Origin of the sequence: Sphingobium sp. DN12 (assembly GCF_051058005.1) — a bacterium.
GTDB lineage: Bacteria > Pseudomonadota > Alphaproteobacteria > Sphingomonadales > Sphingomonadaceae > Sphingobium > Sphingobium yanoikuyae.
Genome location: NZ_CP173717.1, coordinates 2793385 through 2811616 on the forward strand (window position 1 = coordinate 2793385; position 18232 = coordinate 2811616).

Below are 18232 nucleotides of genomic sequence, written 5' to 3' on the forward strand. Positions count from 1 at the left end.
CCGTTACCTTCCGAGGGTGGCGAGCATGAGATAGGCGAGACGCGCGGTCTGCGGTTCCGGGCGGACGGTGACGTCGGCCTGGGTCGCAAGGCGCTGGGTTTCGATCCGCACATAATCGGCGGGAGCGACGGTCTTCGCGCCACTGGGCAACGAAGCATCGGCATATTGAACATTGCCGGTGCCGATCGAATCGACACCCTTTTGCAGCTTGCTGGCGAAGCGATCGCGAATATCGGCGAAGCTGCGGGCATTGCCCTGCTTGTCATAGAAGATCGAGCGATTGGCGCGGGCCGCCGCCGGGAAGATCGAGGCAGCCGTTGCGCCAGGCGCGCGATCATTCATCGACAGGAATTTGGAAGCACCACCCACGCCCAGGAAATGGGCGAGGTAGAGATCGACCGGCTCGGCCTCACGGCCCAAGCGGCTTTCCAGATAGGCCTTGTTGTCGGCGGCATGTTCCGCCGCCATGACCGAGGCGGTCTCGGGATGCTTGCGCAGGTCGAGGATCTGCTGGCGCAGGTCCGGGTCCGACACATAATAGCGGCCATTGCTGCCCTTGCTGATCGCGTCAGCCGCCCAGCCCAGCCCATATTCGGCGCCATGCTTGTCGACGACGGCGAGCCAGCTCTGGTCGACGAACTGATAGAGGCCGGTGGCGGAAGAGGTGGCGGCACGCGCGCTGGGGTTCAGGCTGGATTCGATCTTGGCCTGACCAAGCAGGTAGGAGAAGTCCACGCCGGTACGACGGCTCGCCATCGCAATCGCGTTGGTGACGCGATTACCGGCCGAAGCTCCCGTTGCTGAAATGTCTGCAAGTGCCGACACTGACCCACAATCCCCATTTGGTACCGTGGGCTATTAGAGCAATGCTTGTGCCAAGATTTGGTTAACGCGGTTAAACAAGATTCTGCGTAAAACGAAAAACGGCGCCGATTGGCGCCGCTTTAGCCCGAAAGCAAAATTTATTTTTGTCAGCGCCGACCGTAGGTGAGCGGCGCATTGCGAGCGCCGTTGGAGGTCAGGATCGCGAGTCGCTGGCTGGTATAGTCCGCCAGCACATTGGTGCGCACGCGCGCCGCTTCGATCAGCGGCAGGAGGCGGTTGAGCCGTTCGACCACATCGGGTTCGGAACGCCAGGCGCCGATCGCACGGGCAGCGGCCGCCGCCGTGCTGACCCTGGTGCTGGCAGCTTCGATCGCGGCCGCATCATTGCCGTCCAGCGCAGCGCGCAGGTCGTCAAAGGCGGCGAAGAGACCATCCAGTGCAGCAAGGCCGAGGGGCATGAAGGAATGTCCTGTTTAGGCGGGAAGATCGAGCGCCATCATCCGGTCGGCGATCACCGACGGGTTGACGGGGTAATTGCCCGAAGCGATCGCAGCCTTGATGGCGGCGATGCGGTCCATGTCGACAGGCGCGCCTTCGGCCGCCATACGCGCCGCCGGGCTGGCCGACGTCGATGCCGACGCGGTGGTGCCGGTCGATCCGGTTGCCGATGCGGCGCGGGTCTTGCCCCCTTCGCGCAAGCGGTTAGCCTCGATTGCCGAACTGATGCTCTGGCCGACTGAGTTGATCATTGGTTCATTCCTTCACTCGTCCCTTGAACGCTATAACGGACAAGTTCAAAAATTATTAAATCCCGGAATGCGCACTACGCCCATGTCCACGATCTGGGCAAGTACAGGCGATGACTTCTTGTCTTCGCGCACGCGAATCGTCTCGCCAATTGCGCCATCTTCATCGGCGATCATCATGCGCGATACGCTGAAACTGGCATTACCGGCCATGAGCTGGACCGGATCGCCGCGTTTGACGACCGATTCCTTGGCGACCGGCCGCGCGGCCGGGGCATAGCGGCCGACCGGACCGGAGGCCGCGGCAGCAGCGCCCGCGACCAGCGGCACGCGGATGCGCCAGCCCAGTGCATCGCACTTGACCATGGCGGCGCCGAAGATCGGCCCTTCGACGCTGGGCGTGGTCGGGCAGGCGGCGAGGCGGAGGCGACGATCGACCGGCGCCAGCGGGCCACCGGGCTCACCCATGTTCGCGCCGACGGTCATCGCGACCAGGCTGTCGATGCGATCCAGATTCTCGAACTTCTGCTGCGCCAGCGCAGGCTGCGCAGCGGCGCAGGCCAGGGCGATGGCGAGGAACTGGACGGGTCTGGTCACGGCGCTTCTCCGAAAATGCGGACTTTCGCCATGGTTAAAAGCAATTACCGTGCCAGTTAAGGATCAGGACTTCACGGCCTCACCCGGCGCGATGCGGATCAGCTGCCCCTGCCCGTCGGCGCTGTCCGCCTGATCCAGGCCGCGGATGAGCAGGCGATCGCTCCCTATGCCCTGCGCCTTGAGCGCGCGCGCCACGGCGCCAAGCCGCGCTGCCGCCAGATCCCAATCGTCGAAACGCTGTCGCGCCCGGTCCTGCCCCTGGCTGCGCAGTTCGATCATGCGGTCATCCTGCATATAGGGCCGCACCGCCGCGCGCAGACGCATTTGCCCCTGCGGCGTCAGCATCGCCTCGCCCGGCGCAAACAGCTCTGCCGCGCGCAGCTCGATCGCGGTGCGGGCGGGACGGCCGCCAAATTGGCGACTGACCTCGGCCAGCATCGCATCGCGGCGCTGGCTGCCGGTCGCCTGGAGCAGCACGAAGAAGCCGAGCAGCAGCATCAGCAGATCGGCAAAGCTGACGGCCCAGCGATTGCGCCGGGCCGCCGTTGCTGCCGATGGGATTGCAGGCGCGGTCATGCGACTTCGCGGATCGATGCGCGGCGCAGCGGCGCATTTTCGCGCCGTGCGATCGCCAGCATGCGTGCCACCGCCTCCTGCTGCCAGGCCAGTTCCTGTTCGGACAGGGTCGCCAGACGCGCAGCGATCGGCGCGGCGAGCAGATTGGCGATGACCACGCCATAAAGGGTTGTGAGCAGCGCAAGCGCCATGGAAGGACCGAGCGCGGACGGATCATCCATCGCTGCGAACATGCCGACCAGCCCGATGATCGTGCCGGCCATGCCCAGCGCCGGCGCCGCATCGGCGACCGACAGCCAGACATTGCGCACGCTGGCGTGGCGCTGGGCCCGATCGGCCAGCGCCTGCGACGCCCAGGTTTCGAATTGTTCGACGCGATCGCAATTGGCGAGGCGCCGCGCGGCATCGACCATGAAGCCACTGTCGCTCTTCACCCGGTCGATGCACATCAGGCCGCGCAACTGGGCCACCTGGTCAATCTGGAGCAGAGTCGTGCGCGCCGCATCCCGGTCGCGCAGCGGATCGGCGCGCAGCAAAGGCCGCAACGCCACGCAGGCCCGGCCGACCGCCTGGACGCCATTTTGCGCCAGCGCCACGACCGCGACGCCACCCAGCATCGCGGCGAGCGTGAGCGGATCGAACAGATGCGCCAAAATCCCGATCATGCCACCTTCCGTTCCGCCATGCTGACCAGGCGGCAAAAGATTGCCGCCACCCGGCAAATTTTTGCCGCCCTTGCCGCCCGATGCCGCGAAAGCCCGGATTTCCGGCAGTTTGCCGCGCCATCCTGCGTCACCCACGCAAATTGGCACGGTCCTTGCGGATATCCGGCTGGATCGCTCGCATCGAACGCCATCAGGCAGGAGAACGGCGGGACGATCGAAAGCTTTAGGCCCGAATGGGCAAAAAGGGACTGACGGGAAATGTCGCTGGAAGACGGTTTGTTCGGGATCCATGGAAAGGCGCTGGCGCTTCGCTCGCAGCGCCTGTCCCTGCTCGCGTCCAACATCGCGAACGCTTCGACCCCCAATTACAAGGCGCGCGACATCGACTTCGATGCCGCGCTCAAGGAAGCGACCGCCCAGAGCGACCGCGGCCCGGCCGATGTCGGCCAGGCAGTGGACGATGCCATGGGCTATCGCGTGCCGTTGCAGCCCAGCCTTGACGGCAACACCGTCGAACTGAGCACCGAACAGACCCTGTTTGCGGAAAATGCGGTGAAATATCGCACCACCCTCTCCTTCCTGGAGGGCCGCATCAACACCATCAACCGCGCGCTGAAGGGAGAATGAGCATGAGCGGTTCAGGCCCCATGAATGTGTTCGACATCGCCGGCCGCGCCATGAGCGCGCAGTTGGTGCGTCTGAACGCCACCGCATCGAACATGGCCAATGCCGGCAATGTCACCGGCAGCGCCGCCGAAGCCTATCGCGCGATCAAGCCGGTTTTCCAGTCGGTTACCGACAGTCCCGGCGTGTCGACGGTCAAGGTCGCCAATGTCGTGACCACCAATGCGGAACCGACCAAGCGCCACGACCCCAATCATCCGCTGGCCGACGCCAATGGCGATGTCTGGGAATCGGCGGTCGATAGCAATGCGGAGATGGTCGACATGATCGAGACCGCCCGCATGTACCAGAATAATGTGCAGGTGCTCAACACCGCCAAATCCCTGATGCTCGAAACCATAAGGATCGGCAAATGACGACGACGTCTACCGTCACCGATAGCGCAGGCCTTTCGGTCTACAACCCGAATGCCAATGTCGGCACGGGCAGCGCGACCATGGATCAGTCGAGCTTCCTGACCCTGCTGACCGCGCAGATGCAGTATCAGGATCCGTTCGAACCGGTCGACAATACCGAGATGGTGTCGCAGATGGCGACCATCACCCAGTCGACCGGCATTGCCGAAATGAACCAGTCGCTGAAATCGCTGGCTTCGGAACTGAGTGGCACGCGGCTTGGCGATGCAGCCAGCTGGATCGGCAAGTCGATGCTGGTCCAGAGCAATGTCGCGGTGCCCGATTCCAGCGGCTATTATGCCGGCCAGATTACGCTGAGCGGCGCCAGCGATGCCGTCAGCGTCGACCTGGTCGATGGCGACGGCAATGTCGTCAAGTCGATCGACCTGGGCGCGCAGAGCGCCGGCGAAGTCGCCTTCTACTGGGACGGCAAGGATGATGCGGGCGAAACCGTTTCCTCCTCCGCCCTGCAGGTCAAGGTCAATGGCGGCACCACCAGCCAGGTCGCGACCTGGGCCACCATCGCCGCCGTCCAGTCACCCGCCGACGGTTCCTCCTCCAAACTGATCACCGCGCTCGGCAGCTATGCGCCGACCGACGCGATCAGCCTGATGTAATTTCACCCATCCTTTTCACCCAAGGAGCTACGCCATGTCCTTCTATGTTTCGCTTTCCGGCCTCAAGGGCGCACAGGCCGACCTGTCCGCCGTCTCGAACAACGTCGCCAACGTGAACTCGACCGCCTTCAAGAAGAGCAAGGCCCAGTTCGGCGACATCTTCGCCGCTGCGCCGATGCAGACCACCCACCAGGTCGCCGGCCAGGGCGTGCGCGTGCAGGGCATCACCCAGCAGTTCACCCAGGGCACGATCGAAACCACCGACAAGACGCTGGATATGGCGATCTCGGGCGAAGGCTTCTTCACCGTGAAGGGCGAAGACGGCACCATCAGCTATACCCGCAACGGCGCCTTCTCGGTCGACAATGACCGCTATGCCGTCGACACCACCGGTTCGCGCATCCAGGTGTTCGCGGTCGACCCCGACACCGGCGAGATCACCACCCCGCCGACCAATTCGACGACGCCCAACGACCTGACCGACCTGCAGATCCCGACCACCTACAAGGGCGAGGCCGATGGCGCGCAGCTGACCAGCGTGGGCGTGGGCAAGGACGGCCTGGTGTCGGCCATCTATGCCGACGGTTCGACCGTCTATCTGGGCCAGGTCGCGATGGCGTCGTTCAACAGCCTGGAAGGGCTGCGCCAGCAGGGCGACGCGCACTGGACCTCGACCGTGGAAAGCGGCAGCGCGATCATCGGCACGCCCAACCAGGGCATGTTCGGCGCCGTCAACTCGGGCTCGCTGGAACGTTCCAACGTCGACATCACCGACGAACTGGTCCAGCTGATCGCTGCCCAGCGCAACTTCCAGGCGAACTCGAAGGCGATCGAGGCGGCCAACACGCTGACCACCACCATCGTCAACATCCGTAGCTAAGGCTTAGGGTAGAAGGGGTAGCCCATGGACCGGCTCGTCAACACGGCACTGACCGCGATGCGCGGTGCGATGGCCCGCCAGGCGTCGATCGCGAACAATCTCGCGAACGCCAACACGGTCGGCTTTCGTGCCGAAATCGCCAATGCCGAGACGCGCTGGATCAAGGGCGATACCTTCGATACCCGAGCCCAGGCATCCGAACAGGTGATCGCCGCCGACATGGCGCAGGGGGCGGTCACCGAAACCGGCAATCCGCTGGACGTGGCAATGAACGGCGACGCACTGCTCGCCGTTCAGGCCCCGGACGGACAGGAAGCCTATACGCGCCGTGGCGACCTGAAGGTCAATGACAGCGGCCTGCTGACCACCGGCGACGGCCTGGCCGTGCTGGGCCAGGGCGGCCCGATCACCCTGCCCCAGATGGACAGCGTGTCGATCGCCCAGGATGGCAGCATCTGGGGCGTGCCCCAGGGCGGCGATCCGGCCAATCCGCAGCAGGTCGACAAGCTGAAGCTGGTCAATGCCGCCGGTTCCAGCATCGCCAAGGGCACCGACGGGCTGTTCCGCGAAGTGAATGGCGGCGCCCTGCCCGAAGATCCGATCGCGACCGTCACATCGGGATCGCTGGAAGGATCGAACGTCAACGCGACCGCCGCGCTGGTCCAGATGATCGAGGCCAGCCGCGCCTGGGAAACCCAGATCAAGATGATCGACACCGCCAAGCAGATGGATGACGGCGGCGCATCGCTCATGAAACTGGATGGTTAATTTTGGCACGCATCTTGCTGTGAACGACGCATGAGCATCCCTTCGGGGAGCCGCACGGAGATTGAACGATGACCAACGCCGCCCTTCATGTCGCCCGCACCGGCCTTGACGCGCAGAACACGAAGATGCGCGTGATCGCCAACAACCTGGCGAACGTCAACACGACCGGCTTCAAGAAGGACCGGGCCGACTTCGAGACGCTGGCCTATCAGCAGATCGTCGCCGCCGGCGCCAACAGCGACAGCCAGAACAAGTTCGCCACCGGCCTCAATCTGGGTTCGGGCGTCTCGTTGCAGGGCACCAGCAAGATCAACACGCAGGGCACGTTGCAGGAAACCGGCAATGCGCTGGACATGGCGATCGAGGGATCGGGCTATTTCCAGGTGCAGCAGGCCGACGGTTCGACCGCCTATACCCGCGCCGGCAATTTCAGCGTCACCGCCGAAGGCACCGTCGTCACCAGCGACGGCCTGCCGCTGATCCCGCAGATCACCGTGCCGCAGGGCGCGACGTCGGTCACCGTCGGCAATGACGGCACCGTGTCGGCGACGCTGCAGGGTGAGAGCGAACCGACCCAGCTGGGCCAGATCGAACTGGCGAGCTTCATGAACCCGGCAGGGCTTCAGTCGATCGGCGGCAACCTGCTGGTCGAAACCGCCGCCAGCGGCACGCCGCAGGTCGGCACCGCAGGCCTGGAAGGCCGCGGCCTCATCCGCTCGGGCAATCTGGAAACCTCGAACGTCAACATCGTCGAGGAACTGGTCGACATGATCGAGACCCAGCGGGCCTATGAGGTCAATTCCAAGATGATCAAGGCGACGGACGAAATGCTCCAGTACGCCAACCAGAATATGTGAGCCGATTGATGCGCGCGCTCTCCACTTCGCTCGTCGCCCTCGCCATGGTCTCCATGGCCGCGTCGCCCGCCTTCGCTGCCAAGAAGAAGCGCGAGGTCGAGCGCGAATATTATGCGCCGACCGTCATCGCCCAGCCGCAGGCCCCGCAGGCCAATGGATCGATCTTCCAGGTGTCGACCGGCTACACGCCGCTGACCAGCGGCGCGCGTGCCGGCAATGTTGGCGACATCATCACCATCGTGCTGGTCGAACGGACCCAGGCGACCAAGAGCAACAGCGCGGACACCAACCGCAGCGGCTCGATCGGCCTCAACCCGCCGACCACCGGCCCGCTGTCCAAGCTCTTCTCGTCCAGCGACATCGCGATGGGTGGCAACAACACGTTCACCGGCAAGGGCGCGGCGACCCAGTCGAACGCGCTGAACGGCGAGATCACCGTGACGGTTGCGGCCGCCTATCCCAACGGCACCATGCTGGTGAAGGGCGAGAAGGCGCTGACGCTCAATCGCGGCGACGAGTTCATCCAGATCAGCGGCCTGGTCCGCCAGGCCGATATCGGCCCGGACAACCGCATCCTGTCGACCCGCGTGGCCGACGCCAAGATCATCTATACCGGCAAGGGCGAGATCGCCCGCGCCAGCCGCCAGGGCTGGCTGCAGCGCTTCTTCTCGATGATCAGCCCCTTCTGATGGAGACCCGGACCGCCATGACACGCCTGTTCCGCTTCCTCCTGCCGCTGCTGGCGCTGATCGCCGCGCCGGCCCATGCCGAACGCGTCAAGGATCTGGGCACCTTCCAGGGCGTCCGTCCCAACCAGCTGACCGGCTATGGCATCGTCGTGGGCCTGGCCGGCACCGGCGACGACAGCATCGAATATACGGTGCAGGGCATGAAGGGCGTGGTCTCGCGCTTTGGCCTGACCCTGCCTGCCGGCGTCAACCCGGCGCTCAAGAACGCCGCCGCCGTGCTGGTGACGGCCGACCTGCCCGCCTTTTCCAAGCCCGGCCAGCGGCTGGACGTCACCGTGTCGGCGATGGGCAAGGCCAAGTCGTTGCGTGGCGGCACGCTGATCATGACGCCGCTGCGCGGCGCCGATAACGAAATCTATGCGATGGCGCAGGGCAATCTGGCCGTTGGCGGCCTGGGCGTGTCCGGTGCCGATGGCAGCCAGGTGTCAGTGAACATCCCGTCGGCCGGCCGCATCCCGGAAGGGGCGACGGTCGAGCGTGCGGTTGCCACCGGCTTCGACACCGCGCCGACCCTGACCTTCAACCTGTCCGAAGCCGACCTGACCACCGCGCTGCGCGTGGCCGACGGCATCAACAAGACCTTCGGCGATCGCCGCGCCCGCGCGATGGATGCCGTGTCGGTCGCGATCGACGCGACGCCGGGTGCCGAGGAACGCATCCTGATGATGGGCATGATCGAGAATATCGAGATCACGCCCGCCGATGCCCCGGCCCGCGTGATCGTCAACGCCCGCACCGGCACCGTCGTCATCAACGGCGCGGTGAAGATCCATCCGGCCGCCGTCGCCCATGGCAAATTGACCGTCAGCGTCAATGAAAGCCCGCGCGTGGTTCAGCCCGCGCCCTTCAGCCAGGGCCAGACCGCCGTCGAGCAATCGTCGAACATCAGCATCGACGAACAGAAAAAACCGATGGTCAATTTTAAAGGTGGGGCGTCGCTGGCCGATATAGTCAAGGCGGTCAACGCCATCGGGGCATCCCCGGCGGACATGGTCGCGATCCTTGAGGCGCTGAAACAGGCGGGCGCGATGAAAGCGGAACTGGTGGTGTTGTGATGCAGGTATCGAACGCAACCGCGGCGAGCGGCACGTCCAACCCCTTCGAGACCAAGGCTGCCCTGCAGAAGGCGGCGCAGCAGTTCGAAGCGGTGTTCCTGCGCCAGATGATCGGCGCGATGCGATCGGCCAGTCTGGCCGAGGGCATCACCGATTCGAGCGCGACCCAGCAATTCCAGGACATGGCCGATGCGCGCACCGCCGACGCCATGTCGACCAAGGGCGCGATGGGCATCGCCGAACTGCTGATGCACCAGTTCGGTGCCCGCGTGAAGGACGACAGCCCGGCCCAGACCGGCAGCACGGCCGCGACCGGCACGGCAACCACGGCTGAGGGCGCATGAGCGACCTGTTCATCATCGGTGCGTCGGGCACCAAGGCCTATCGCACGGCGATGGCCGCCATTTCCGAGAATATCGCCAATGCCAGCACCGACGGCTATGCCCGCCGGTCGGTGACGACGGTGGAATCGGGATCGTCGACCGCGACCATGGCGACCTATGTCGCCAAGGCGAATTTCGGCGGCACCCAGGTCGCCAGCATCAATCGCGGCACCGACCCCTATCTGGATGCGTCGGTGCGCATCACCGCCATGGCGCTGGGCAGCGCGAACGCACGCGTGCGCTGGCAGACCGACATCGAAACCGCGCTCAATGACACCGCCACCGGCGTCGGCCAGCTGATGACGACGATGTACCAGAATCTGGACAAGCTGGCGGCCAGCCCCAGCGACACGTCGCTGCGCGTCACCACGCTGGACAGCATCGGCCGCGTCGCCGAATCCTTCCGCCAGACCGCCGCCGACCTGGAAACCATCTCGACCGGCATCAATACCGAGGCGCAGGCATCGGCCCAGACGATCAACCAGCAATTGTCGTCGCTGGCCGCGATCAACAACAGCCTGCTGCGCGCGCAGCCGGGCACGTCGGCCTATGCCCAGTTGCTCGACAGCCGCGATTCCGCGCTGCAGACGCTGTCTTCCAACCTGAATGTGACGATCAGCTTCGGCGCGCATGACAGCGCCGAGGTCAGCTATAACGGCACCACTTTGGTATCGGGCGACACCGCCGCGTCGGTCGCGGTGACCGCGTCCGCCACCGATGGCCGCCTGTCGCTGGCCCTGTCCGACGGCACGGCACTTGCCGCCCCGTCGAACGGCACGCTGGGCGGGCTGTTCGCATCGGCCGACACCACCGCCGAACGCCGTGCCAGCCTCGACACGCTGGCCGAGCAGTTCGCCACCGACGTCAATGAGTGGCATGCGCAGGGCTATACCGATACCGGCGCCAGCGGCGTGCCGCTGCTGTCCTATGGTGGCAGCGCCGCGACGCTGGTCGCGCTGGACGTGGAGCCGGATGCTCTCGCGACCAAGTCGGCCGACGGCACGCTGAACGGCAATCTGCTGACGGTATCATCGACCCTGCGCGGCAGCGGCAGTGTCGAACAGGGCTGGACGACCCTGATCACCAGCAACGCCAATCTGCTGACCGCCAGCACGGCGGAAAAGACCACGGCCCAGAGCCGCAGCGACCAGGCGGTCGCCGCGCGCGAAGCGGTGAGCGGGGTCGATCTCGACATGGAGGCGGCAGACCTGCTGCGGATCCAGCAGGCCTATTCGGGCTGCGCCAAGATCCTGCAGGTCGCCAAGGACACGGTCGATTCGATCCTGCAGATCATGTGACGGAAGGACGCTGAGACATGGTAGGCATCACCAACAAGATCATGCTCGCCGAAATCCGTCGGCAACAGCAATTGTCGCAGAGCATCGTCGACGGACAGACCTCGATTTCGACCGGCATCACCCTGAACAAGCCGTCGGACGACGCGCTCGCCTGGGTCCAGGTGTCCGACATCGGCCGCGCCCAGGCGCAGCAGTCAGCCTGGCAGACCAATGTCAGCTATGGCACGACCCGCGCCGGCAATGCCGAAGCCAATCTGGAAGAAATCAACAATCTGATGACGCGGGCGCAGGAACTGGTGACGTCGGCGCGCAACGGCGCGCTGAACGATACCAGCGCCGCCGCCATCGCCGAGGAATTGAAGACGATCCGCACCACGGTCGGCGAATTGCTGAACCAGAAGGATTATCAGGGCGTGTCGGTGTTCGACGACGGCCAGAGCGTGCTGGTGCCGGTGAGCCGCGGCCTCAACCTGGCAGTGGTCGGCACCAAGCAGGAAATTTCCGAGAATATCGACGTCAACGGCACATCGATGTCGCTGGACGATATCTTGGGCAAGGCGATCGACGCGGTCGAGGGCGGCAATGACACCGACCTCGCCAGTTCGCTGGATGCGATCCAGATCGGCCAGAATCGGGTCGTGGTGGAGCGCGCCAAGCAGGGCGTGCGCGCCGACCGGCTGGAGGTGATCGGCACGCGTCTGACCGATGTCGACATCAACCTGTCGGAACGGCGCGACACGCTGGAATCGGCCGATCTGACCACGGTCATTTCGAACGTGAAGGCGCAGCTGCTGCAGCTGGAGGCGGCCCAGTCCGCCTTTGCGCGGATCAACCAGCAGACCCTGTTCGACCTGATCAGTTAAAGGCGGCGAAAAAGCGTCGCCGTCCTAAAGGGGACGGTAACCAGTCCGTATTAACCAGAAAGGGACTGGCGCCACGGGGCGCCGACGGAGCCACCGCCTCCAGGCGCATTTTCGGGGATCAACATGTTTGCAATCATCGGCCTTGTCGTGCTTTTGGGCATGGTCTTCGGTGGGTTCATCTTCACCGGGGGCGACATCGGACCGGTGCTGCACGCCCTGCCCCACGAAATGATCATCATCGGCGGCGCCGCCGTGGGCGCGCTGATCATCGGCAATTCGGGTTCCGACCTGAAGGCGCTGGGCGGCGGCCTGGGCAAGGTGTTCAAGGGACCGCAGTACAAGAAGCAGGACTTCTTGGACTGCATCTTCCTGGTCAGCAAGCTGATGAAGACGCTGCGCGTCGAAGGCCCGGTGGCGCTGGAGCCGCATATCGAGGATCCGGGTACCTCGCCCATCTTCGGCGAATATCCCAAGCTGATGAAGGACAAGACGCTGATCCACCTGATCAGCGACACGCTGCGCCTGGTCGTGGTGTCGTCCGGCACGCTCGATCCGCATGCGGTCGAGGAAGTGATGGATAACAGCCTCAAGACCCATCATCATGAAGCGCTCAAGCCCGCCGACAATCTGCAGGGCCTGGCCGACGCTCTCCCGGCCCTCGGCATCGTCGCCGCGGTGCTGGGCGTGGTGAAGACGATGGGATCGATCGACCAGCCGCCTTCGGTGCTGGGTGCGATGATCGGCTCGGCGCTGGTCGGCACCTTCCTGGGCGTGCTGCTCGCCTATGGCATGGTCAATCCCTTCGCCAATCGCTGCCGCGCGGTGATCGAGCAGGACGGCGCCATCTATCATGTCGTCAAGCAGATCATCATCGCCTCGTTGCACGGCCATCCGCAGCCGCTGGTGATCGAGGCCGCCCGTTCCAGCCTGATCCATGCGAACCAGCCCGGCTTTGCCGAAGTGTTCGACGGCATGCGGAACAAATAAGCCATGGCTGAGAAGAAGCGCGGCGCGAACGAGCCGGAACCCCGGCCGATCATCGTCAAGAAGATCATCGTCGAAGGGCATGGCGGCCATCATGGCGGCGCCTGGAAGGTGGCCTATGCCGACTTCGTGACGGCGATGATGGCCTTCTTCCTGCTGATGTGGCTGCTGGGTGCGACCACCGAAAAGCAGCGCAAGGCGCTGGCCGACTATTTCACGCCGACGCTGGTCGAGCTGAAGATGAATTCGGCGGGGTCCACCGGCATGTTCGGCGGCGACAGCCTGATGGCGAAGGAAAATTATCCGACGACGGGCGGTCAGGGCAACCTGGCCATCACCATCCCGCGCGATGCCACCGGCACCAAGGACCAGGGCGGCAAGGCATTGCGCGCGGCCGACCGGCAGAAGTTCGAGAATATCAAGAAGCAGCTTGAGGACCGCATGTCCAAGAAGGGCCTGGCCCGGCTGCGCAAGAATGTCCGCTTCACCGAAACCCGCGAAGGGCTGCGCATCGACCTGATCGACGAGGCGGATTTCGCGATGTTCCGGTCGGGCACCGACCAGTTGCTGCCCGAAGCCAAGGCGCTGATCGCCGAGGTCGCGGACGCACTGGCGACCATGCCCAACCCGCTGATCGTGCGCGGCCATACCGATGGCCTGCCCTATGCTTCGGGCCGGAGCATGAACAACTGGATGCTGTCGTCGGCCCGTGCGGAATCGACCCGCAAGGCGCTCGCCGAAACCGGCATTCCCAATGCCCGCTTCGCCCGGATCGAGGGGGTCGCCGATCGCGAGCCCTTCGTGAAGAGTGACGCCTATGATCCGCGCAACCGGCGCATGTCGGTCATCCTGGGCTGGACCCGTGGCGGCAATGCCTCGGCCGACGAGGATGACGCGCAGGATCCCGAAACCCAGGCAGCGATCAAGGAGCGGGACGATCCGCAGCGGGTCGCGCGGGAACAGGCGCAGAAGCTGGACATGGGCGGCACCGGCCTGCCCAGCGGCGCGGCACTGATCAACCCGACGGCGGCGGGCACATCGTCCAAGCCGGGCAAGCATTGAGGCGGACAGTCGGGGCGGCAAAATAGGAAATCGCCGCCTTAACTTCCCATATTTCCCGCATATTCGGCAATTTTGATGCAGGGGTTGGAAATCTTGTTTCCAACCCCTGCTTCGTCATGTCCGCCCGCAATTCCATCGCGACGCAGCATAAGCCATGATGCGCCAATAGGACAGGCCGGGGTCGGCTCACCCCCGTGGCGGCACGGCCTGCCCCTTTGTTGCACCTTTTTGCGGGCGATTGCCTATATGGGCTCCTCCTCGCTTGATGCCCCATGCGGCGTCGCAACGTTCCAAGGCCCTGATTATTGGCCGACATTGCCTGTCCGATGGCTGTGAGGCGCGCCCCGCGTGCCCGCCTGGACGGGCCGGGAGATTACTGTGTCCACATCTGCCGCGCATGCCGCGCGCCACACCCATTTCGGCTGGTTCAAGCGCCGCCGCGACCTGGAAGTCGATGACGTCACCGTCGTCGACCGGTCCCTGCTGAACCGCGCGGTTGGCGCCGCCGCGCTCGGCAATGCGATGGAATGGTTCGATTTCGGCGTCTACGGCTATATCGCCGTTACGCTGGGCCATGTCTTTTTCCCGTCGAGCGATCCGGCAGTGCAGCTGATCGCGACCTTCGCCACTTTCACCGTCGCCTTCCTGGTCCGGCCGCTGGGCGGACTGGTGTTCGGGCCGCTGGGCGATCGCTATGGCCGGCACAAGATATTGGCGATGACCATGATCCTGATGGCGGTCGGCACCTTTTCCATCGGTCTCATCCCCTCCTATGCGCAGATCGGCATCGGCGCGCCGCTGATGCTGCTGGCCGCGCGGCTGGTGCAGGGCTTTTCGACCGGCGGCGAATATGGCGGCGCGGCGACCTTCATCGCGGAATATTCGACCGACCGGAAGCGCGGCCTGATGGGCAGCTGGCTGGAGTTCGGGACGCTGGGCGGCTATATCGCCGGCGCCGGCACCGTCACCGCCCTGCAAATGTCGCTGAGCGATGCGCAGATGCTCGAATGGGGCTGGCGCATTCCCTTCCTGGTCGCCGGGCCGCTGGGCCTGCTTGGCCTCTATATGCGGCTGAAGCTGGAGGAGACGCCGGCATTCCAGGCCTATAGCGAACAGATCGATGCGCGCGAAAGCGAACGGCCGGGGCTTGGTACCCTGTTCCGCGTGCATTGGCGGCAGTTGCTGAAGTGCGTCGGGCTGGTGCTGGTGTTCAACGTCACCGACTATATGCTGCTGACCTACATGCCCAATTATCTCAGCGTGACCATGGGCTATGCCGAGACCAAGGGGCTGCTGCTGATCATCATCGTGATGCTGGTGATGATGCCGCTCAATGTCGTGGGCGGGCTGTTCAGCGACCGGCTGGGCCGGCGGCCGATGATCATCGGCGCCTGCATCGCGCTGATGCTGTTGTCGGTGCCGTGCATGCTGCTGATCGGCACGGGCAATGACGCGCTGATCTTCCTGGGGCTGATGCTGCTGGGGATTGCGCTGGTCTGCTTTACCAGTTCCATGCCCTCCACCCTGCCCGCGCTCTTCTATACGCCGGTGCGCTACAGCGCGCTGTCGATCGCGTTCAACATCTCGGTCTCGCTGTTCGGCGGCACGACGCCGCTGATCACCGCCTGGCTGGTGCAGAAGACCGGCGATCCGCTGGTGCCGGCCTATTATCTGATGGGCGCGGCGCTGATCGGCCTGCTGACCATGCTGACGGTGCGCGAGACGGCGGGCATGCCGCTACGCGGATCGCCGCCGGCGGTGGCGAATGAGGCCGAGGCGATCGCGCTGGTCGAAAGCGGCGAGCCGGTGACGGTGGACAAGGCACTGCCCGACCTGCCGCCGGTCGCGCCGGTCGCGGTCGAGACGCCGGGCATGATCCGGCCGCTGGCGAGCTAGGGCCACATTTTCCTCCCCCTGCAAGGGGAGAGGAACCGCCGAAGACGGTGGAGGGGTGTCGCCCTCTCGTGAGCAAAACACCCCTCCGTCAGGCGCTACGCGCCTGCCACCTCCCCTTACAGGGGAGGATGAGGTAGTAGAAGCACGCTCTCTCGCTCCATCAGGCCGGGAGGACGAGGCTGGCTTCGAGGCCGCCGCCGGGGCGGTTGGCGAGTTGGAGCGCGCCGCCATGTTCGGCCATAATCGCGCGGACGAGGGCCAGGCCGAGGCCGGCGCCGCCGGTCTCGCGGTTGCGCGAGCCTTCGAGCCGGGTGAAGGGCTCCATCATCTCCCCCATCTTGTCCTCGGCAATGCCCGGCCCTTCATCGGCAACGATGATGCGGATCATGCCGTCCTGATGCTGGACGCTGACATGGGCGCGGTCGCCATAGACGATCGCGTTTTCTATGAGGTTGCGCAGCGCGCGGCGGATCTGCTGGGCACGGACGAAGGCGACGGCGCGATCGCTGTCGATCATATCGACCGGCGATCCCAGTTCGATGAAATCCTCGACCACAGCGTCGGCGAGCGAGGTCAGATCGACCTTCTGCGCCGTCTCGCTGCTGCGGCCGGCGCGGGCGAGCGAGAGGATGTCGTCGAGCATCCGGTTCATTTCCTCGATCGTTTCGGACATGCGGGCGCGTTCGCCCTCATCCTCGACCGATTCGGTGCGGACCCGCAGCGAGGCGAGCGGGGTGCGCAGGTCATGGCCGATCGCGCCCAGCATCCGGTCCTTCTCGTCCAGCATGGCAATGATGCGCGCGCGCATGGCGTTGAAGGCGGTGGTGAGCTGGCGCACGTCGCCCGGCCCGCTTTCCTCGACCGGATCGGCCGCGCCGGTCTTCGCGAACTGGCGGGCGGAGCCGGTCAGTTGCTTGAGCGGGCGGGCAAAGCGGCGGCCCATCCAGAGCAGCGGAATGAGGACGATGACGTAGAGGATCAGCGTCTGGGCCACCAGCCAGCCGCCAAAACGCGGCGGGCGGCTGCCGATGCGGGCCATCGCGGTCACCCATTTGCCCGGTTCATATTCGACCGCCAGAGAGAGACGGCCGAGACGACGATCGCCCGGCTGCTCTCCCGTCGCGCGACGGCGTATCTGTTCCCAGCGACGCTGCGGCATGATGCGACTATCTTCCGTCGCGACCACCGAATGGACGGTCAGGCCGATATCCTCGAACATGGCGACGGCTCGTGTCTCGACATCTGGTCGAGGCTTGCCAGCAAGGACGGGCCGCGTCGTCGAAAATTCCACATTGCGTCGGTCACGTTCCTCTTCCTGCTCGTGATCGCCGCGCCGTGGCCGACGATCGGGCCGGATATCGAGTGCGTTGATCACCCGATAGACGACCGGCGCGGTCTGGCTGGTCAGTTCGACCCGATTGCGTTCGCGCAGCAGCAGGCCGAAATTGATCGCCTGCGCCACGAACAGCGCGATCGCGACCAGGATGATGATCTGTCCGACCAGGCTTTGCGGCCAGAGGCGCAGTTGCTTCACAGTTTGCGAACCTCCGACGACAGGGTGTAGCCGCCGCCCCAAACGGTCTTGATCAGCGTCGGGTTCTTCGCATCGGGCTCGATCTTCTTGCGCAGGCGGCTGATCTGGTTGTCGATCGCCCGGTCGAAGGCATTGGCCTCACGCCCCTGGGTGATGTCGAGCAACTGGTCGCGGCTGAGCACCTGATTGGGCCGGGTGGCGAAGGCGAGCATCAGATTATATTCGGCGGTGGAAAGCGGCAGCGACACGCCCTCGGCATCGACCAGGGTGCGTTCCTGCGTCTTCAAGAGCCAGCCGGCAAAGGCATAGGTGGCGCCGTCGGGCGCGGTGACGCGCTGACCGCCGGTGGCGACGCGGCGGAAGATCACCTTGATGCGGGCGACCAGTTCGCGCGGCGAAAAGGGTTTGAGCACATAATCGTCCGCGCCCATTTCCAGTCCGACGATGCGATCGGTCTCTTCCGACCGGGCGGTGAGCAGGATCACCGGAATCTCGCTGGTCTCGCGGATATGGCGGCACAGCGACAGGCCGTCCTCGCCGGGCATCATGATGTCGAGGATGACGAGATCGATGGCATTGGCGGCCAGACGCAGCCGCGCCTCCGCCGCATTCTCGACGGCGGTCACGCGGAAGCCGTTGCGGGAGAGATATTGGGCCAGCGGCTCGCGGATCGATCGCTCGTCATCGACGAGCAGGAGATGGGGTCGTTCGCTCATTTTGCCTGTCTGTCATGCCGGGGGACGGGTTGGAAGGGCGAAGGCAGGGGAACCTTCGCCCTTCCCCCTTGGGACGATCGAC

Annotated in this window: 23 protein-coding genes; 15 read left to right on the top strand and 8 right to left on the bottom strand. The window is 64.9% G+C overall.

From position 1 onward, the window contains the following. Positions 1-3 precede the first annotated feature (3 nt). From ACI6S0_RS13270 to ACI6S0_RS13295, 6 genes are all read right to left on the bottom strand, one after another. On the bottom strand, positions 4-825 hold the full coding sequence (locus ACI6S0_RS13270) for a hypothetical protein (RefSeq protein ID WP_004208199.1): 822 nt from the start codon (positions 823-825) through the stop codon (positions 4-6). Between the two features lie 146 nt (positions 826-971). Further along, positions 972-1283, bottom strand: coding sequence for a hypothetical protein (locus ACI6S0_RS13275; RefSeq protein WP_004208200.1), 312 nt, complete (start codon positions 1281-1283; stop codon positions 972-974). A gap of 15 nt (positions 1284-1298) precedes the next feature. Then, on the bottom strand, positions 1299-1574 hold the full coding sequence (gene flgM / locus ACI6S0_RS13280) for a flagellar biosynthesis anti-sigma factor FlgM (RefSeq protein WP_004208201.1): 276 nt from the start codon (positions 1572-1574) through the stop codon (positions 1299-1301). Between the two features lie 45 nt (positions 1575-1619). After that, entirely contained in the window at positions 1620-2168 is a 549-nt protein-coding gene (locus tag ACI6S0_RS13285; protein WP_010338857.1) for a flagella basal body P-ring formation protein FlgA, read from the bottom strand. A gap of 63 nt (positions 2169-2231) precedes the next feature. After that, positions 2232-2744 carry an OmpA/MotB family protein gene (locus ACI6S0_RS13290; protein WP_434403314.1) on the bottom strand — a complete coding sequence of 171 codons (513 nt, stop codon included), beginning with the start codon at positions 2742-2744 and terminating at the stop codon, positions 2232-2234. After that, a complete protein-coding gene (locus ACI6S0_RS13295; protein ID WP_434403315.1) occupies positions 2741-3409 on the bottom strand; it encodes a motility protein A in 669 nt (222 codons plus the stop codon). The genes ACI6S0_RS13290 and ACI6S0_RS13295 overlap by 4 nt, the downstream gene beginning before the upstream one ends. On the opposite strand from ACI6S0_RS13295, the gene ACI6S0_RS13300 reads away from it, so the two are divergent. The 15 genes from ACI6S0_RS13300 to proP all read left to right on the top strand — a co-directional run bounded on the left by ACI6S0_RS13300 (position 3389) and on the right by proP (position 15900). Next, the gene (locus ACI6S0_RS13300; protein ID WP_434403316.1) at positions 3389-3661 is read left to right on the top strand and encodes a hypothetical protein; all 273 of its coding nucleotides are present in this window, start codon (positions 3389-3391) and stop codon (positions 3659-3661) included. The genes ACI6S0_RS13295 and ACI6S0_RS13300 overlap by 21 nt on opposite strands. A 6-nt stretch (positions 3662-3667) precedes the next feature. Then, positions 3668-4036, top strand: a complete 369-nt coding sequence (gene flgB, locus ACI6S0_RS13305) for a flagellar basal body rod protein FlgB (RefSeq protein WP_004208205.1) — start codon at positions 3668-3670, stop codon at positions 4034-4036. Positions 4037-4038: 2 nt separating this feature from the next. Next, entirely contained in the window at positions 4039-4449 is a 411-nt protein-coding gene (gene flgC / locus ACI6S0_RS13310) for a flagellar basal body rod protein FlgC (RefSeq protein ID WP_004208206.1), read from the top strand. Continuing rightward, positions 4446-5105, top strand: coding sequence for a flagellar hook assembly protein FlgD (locus ACI6S0_RS13315; protein WP_004208207.1), 660 nt, complete (start codon positions 4446-4448; stop codon positions 5103-5105). Before flgC ends, ACI6S0_RS13315 begins: the two co-directional genes overlap by 4 nt. A gap of 34 nt (positions 5106-5139) precedes the next feature. Then, on the top strand, positions 5140-5985 hold the full coding sequence (locus ACI6S0_RS13320; RefSeq protein ID WP_004208208.1) for a flagellar hook-basal body complex protein: 846 nt from the start codon (positions 5140-5142) through the stop codon (positions 5983-5985). 24 nt (positions 5986-6009) lie between these two features. Beyond that, positions 6010-6753 (top strand): flagellar basal body rod protein FlgF, encoded by a 744-nt coding sequence (locus tag ACI6S0_RS13325; RefSeq protein ID WP_004208209.1) that lies wholly within the window; start codon positions 6010-6012, stop codon positions 6751-6753. A 68-nt stretch (positions 6754-6821) separates the two neighbouring features. Continuing rightward, a complete protein-coding gene (gene flgG / locus ACI6S0_RS13330) occupies positions 6822-7610 on the top strand; it encodes a flagellar basal-body rod protein FlgG (RefSeq protein WP_010338863.1) in 789 nt (262 codons plus the stop codon). Positions 7611-7618: 8 nt separating this feature from the next. Then, positions 7619-8299 (top strand): flagellar basal body L-ring protein FlgH, encoded by a 681-nt coding sequence (locus tag ACI6S0_RS13335; protein WP_004208211.1) that lies wholly within the window; start codon positions 7619-7621, stop codon positions 8297-8299. Next, on the top strand, positions 8299-9414 hold the full coding sequence (locus ACI6S0_RS13340; RefSeq protein WP_004208212.1) for a flagellar basal body P-ring protein FlgI: 1116 nt from the start codon (positions 8299-8301) through the stop codon (positions 9412-9414). Before ACI6S0_RS13335 ends, ACI6S0_RS13340 begins: the two co-directional genes overlap by 1 nt. Then, positions 9414-9758, top strand: coding sequence for a rod-binding protein (locus tag ACI6S0_RS13345; protein WP_004208213.1), 345 nt, complete (start codon positions 9414-9416; stop codon positions 9756-9758). Before ACI6S0_RS13340 ends, ACI6S0_RS13345 begins: the two co-directional genes overlap by 1 nt. Further along, positions 9755-11095 (top strand): flagellar hook-associated protein FlgK, encoded by a 1341-nt coding sequence (flgK, locus tag ACI6S0_RS13350; RefSeq protein WP_004208214.1) that lies wholly within the window; start codon positions 9755-9757, stop codon positions 11093-11095. The genes ACI6S0_RS13345 and flgK overlap by 4 nt, the downstream gene beginning before the upstream one ends. A gap of 17 nt (positions 11096-11112) precedes the next feature. Further along, on the top strand, positions 11113-11958 hold the full coding sequence (locus ACI6S0_RS13355; RefSeq protein WP_284113781.1) for a flagellin: 846 nt from the start codon (positions 11113-11115) through the stop codon (positions 11956-11958). Between the two features lie 123 nt (positions 11959-12081). After that, a complete protein-coding gene (gene motA, locus ACI6S0_RS13360) occupies positions 12082-12945 on the top strand; it encodes a flagellar motor stator protein MotA (RefSeq protein ID WP_010338868.1) in 864 nt (287 codons plus the stop codon). Between the two features lie 3 nt (positions 12946-12948). After that, positions 12949-14004 (top strand): flagellar motor protein MotB, encoded by a 1056-nt coding sequence (locus ACI6S0_RS13365; protein ID WP_010338869.1) that lies wholly within the window; start codon positions 12949-12951, stop codon positions 14002-14004. Between the two features lie 378 nt (positions 14005-14382). Continuing rightward, positions 14383-15900: a glycine betaine/L-proline transporter ProP gene (proP, locus tag ACI6S0_RS13370; protein ID WP_434403317.1), complete on the top strand. Its 1518-nt coding sequence runs from the start codon at positions 14383-14385 to the stop codon at positions 15898-15900. Between the two features lie 160 nt (positions 15901-16060). Here proP and ACI6S0_RS13375 read toward each other — a convergent pair whose 3' ends face one another. Beyond that, on the bottom strand, positions 16061-17434 hold the full coding sequence (locus ACI6S0_RS13375; protein WP_434403318.1) for a HAMP domain-containing sensor histidine kinase: 1374 nt from the start codon (positions 17432-17434) through the stop codon (positions 16061-16063). After that, the gene (locus tag ACI6S0_RS13380; protein ID WP_004208220.1) at positions 17431-18150 is read right to left on the bottom strand and encodes a response regulator; all 720 of its coding nucleotides are present in this window, start codon (positions 18148-18150) and stop codon (positions 17431-17433) included. The genes ACI6S0_RS13375 and ACI6S0_RS13380 overlap by 4 nt, the downstream gene beginning before the upstream one ends. Positions 18151-18232 lie beyond the last annotated feature (82 nt).

Excerpts from the sequence above, each read along its gene's own strand:
- ACI6S0_RS13320 (WP_004208208.1), top strand. The coding sequence starts at position 5,140 with ATGTCCTTCTATGTTTCGCTTTCCGGCCTCAAGGGCGCACAGGCCGAC.
- ACI6S0_RS13380 (WP_004208220.1), bottom strand. The coding sequence starts at position 18,150 with ATGAGCGAACGACCCCATCTCCTGCTCGTCGATGACGAGCGATCGATC.
- flgM (WP_004208201.1), bottom strand. The coding sequence starts at position 1,574 with ATGATCAACTCAGTCGGCCAGAGCATCAGTTCGGCAATCGAGGCTAAC.
- ACI6S0_RS13355 (WP_284113781.1), top strand. The coding sequence starts at position 11,113 with ATGGTAGGCATCACCAACAAGATCATGCTCGCCGAAATCCGTCGGCAA.
- flgC (WP_004208206.1), top strand. The coding sequence starts at position 4,039 with ATGAGCGGTTCAGGCCCCATGAATGTGTTCGACATCGCCGGCCGCGCC.
- ACI6S0_RS13315 (WP_004208207.1), top strand. The coding sequence starts at position 4,446 with ATGACGACGACGTCTACCGTCACCGATAGCGCAGGCCTTTCGGTCTAC.
- ACI6S0_RS13365 (WP_010338869.1), top strand. The coding sequence starts at position 12,949 with ATGGCTGAGAAGAAGCGCGGCGCGAACGAGCCGGAACCCCGGCCGATC.
- motA (WP_010338868.1), top strand. The coding sequence starts at position 12,082 with ATGTTTGCAATCATCGGCCTTGTCGTGCTTTTGGGCATGGTCTTCGGT.
- flgK (WP_004208214.1), top strand. The coding sequence starts at position 9,755 with ATGAGCGACCTGTTCATCATCGGTGCGTCGGGCACCAAGGCCTATCGC.
- ACI6S0_RS13290 (WP_434403314.1), bottom strand. The coding sequence starts at position 2,744 with ATGACCGCGCCTGCAATCCCATCGGCAGCAACGGCGGCCCGGCGCAAT.
- ACI6S0_RS13300 (WP_434403316.1), top strand. The coding sequence starts at position 3,389 with ATGCGCCAAAATCCCGATCATGCCACCTTCCGTTCCGCCATGCTGACC.
- ACI6S0_RS13325 (WP_004208209.1), top strand. The coding sequence starts at position 6,010 with ATGGACCGGCTCGTCAACACGGCACTGACCGCGATGCGCGGTGCGATG.
- ACI6S0_RS13345 (WP_004208213.1), top strand. The coding sequence starts at position 9,414 with ATGCAGGTATCGAACGCAACCGCGGCGAGCGGCACGTCCAACCCCTTC.
- flgG (WP_010338863.1), top strand. The coding sequence starts at position 6,822 with ATGACCAACGCCGCCCTTCATGTCGCCCGCACCGGCCTTGACGCGCAG.
- ACI6S0_RS13275 (WP_004208200.1), bottom strand. The coding sequence starts at position 1,283 with ATGCCCCTCGGCCTTGCTGCACTGGATGGTCTCTTCGCCGCCTTTGAC.
- ACI6S0_RS13340 (WP_004208212.1), top strand. The coding sequence starts at position 8,299 with ATGGAGACCCGGACCGCCATGACACGCCTGTTCCGCTTCCTCCTGCCG.
- flgB (WP_004208205.1), top strand. The coding sequence starts at position 3,668 with ATGTCGCTGGAAGACGGTTTGTTCGGGATCCATGGAAAGGCGCTGGCG.
- ACI6S0_RS13335 (WP_004208211.1), top strand. The coding sequence starts at position 7,619 with ATGCGCGCGCTCTCCACTTCGCTCGTCGCCCTCGCCATGGTCTCCATG.
- ACI6S0_RS13295 (WP_434403315.1), bottom strand. The coding sequence starts at position 3,409 with ATGATCGGGATTTTGGCGCATCTGTTCGATCCGCTCACGCTCGCCGCG.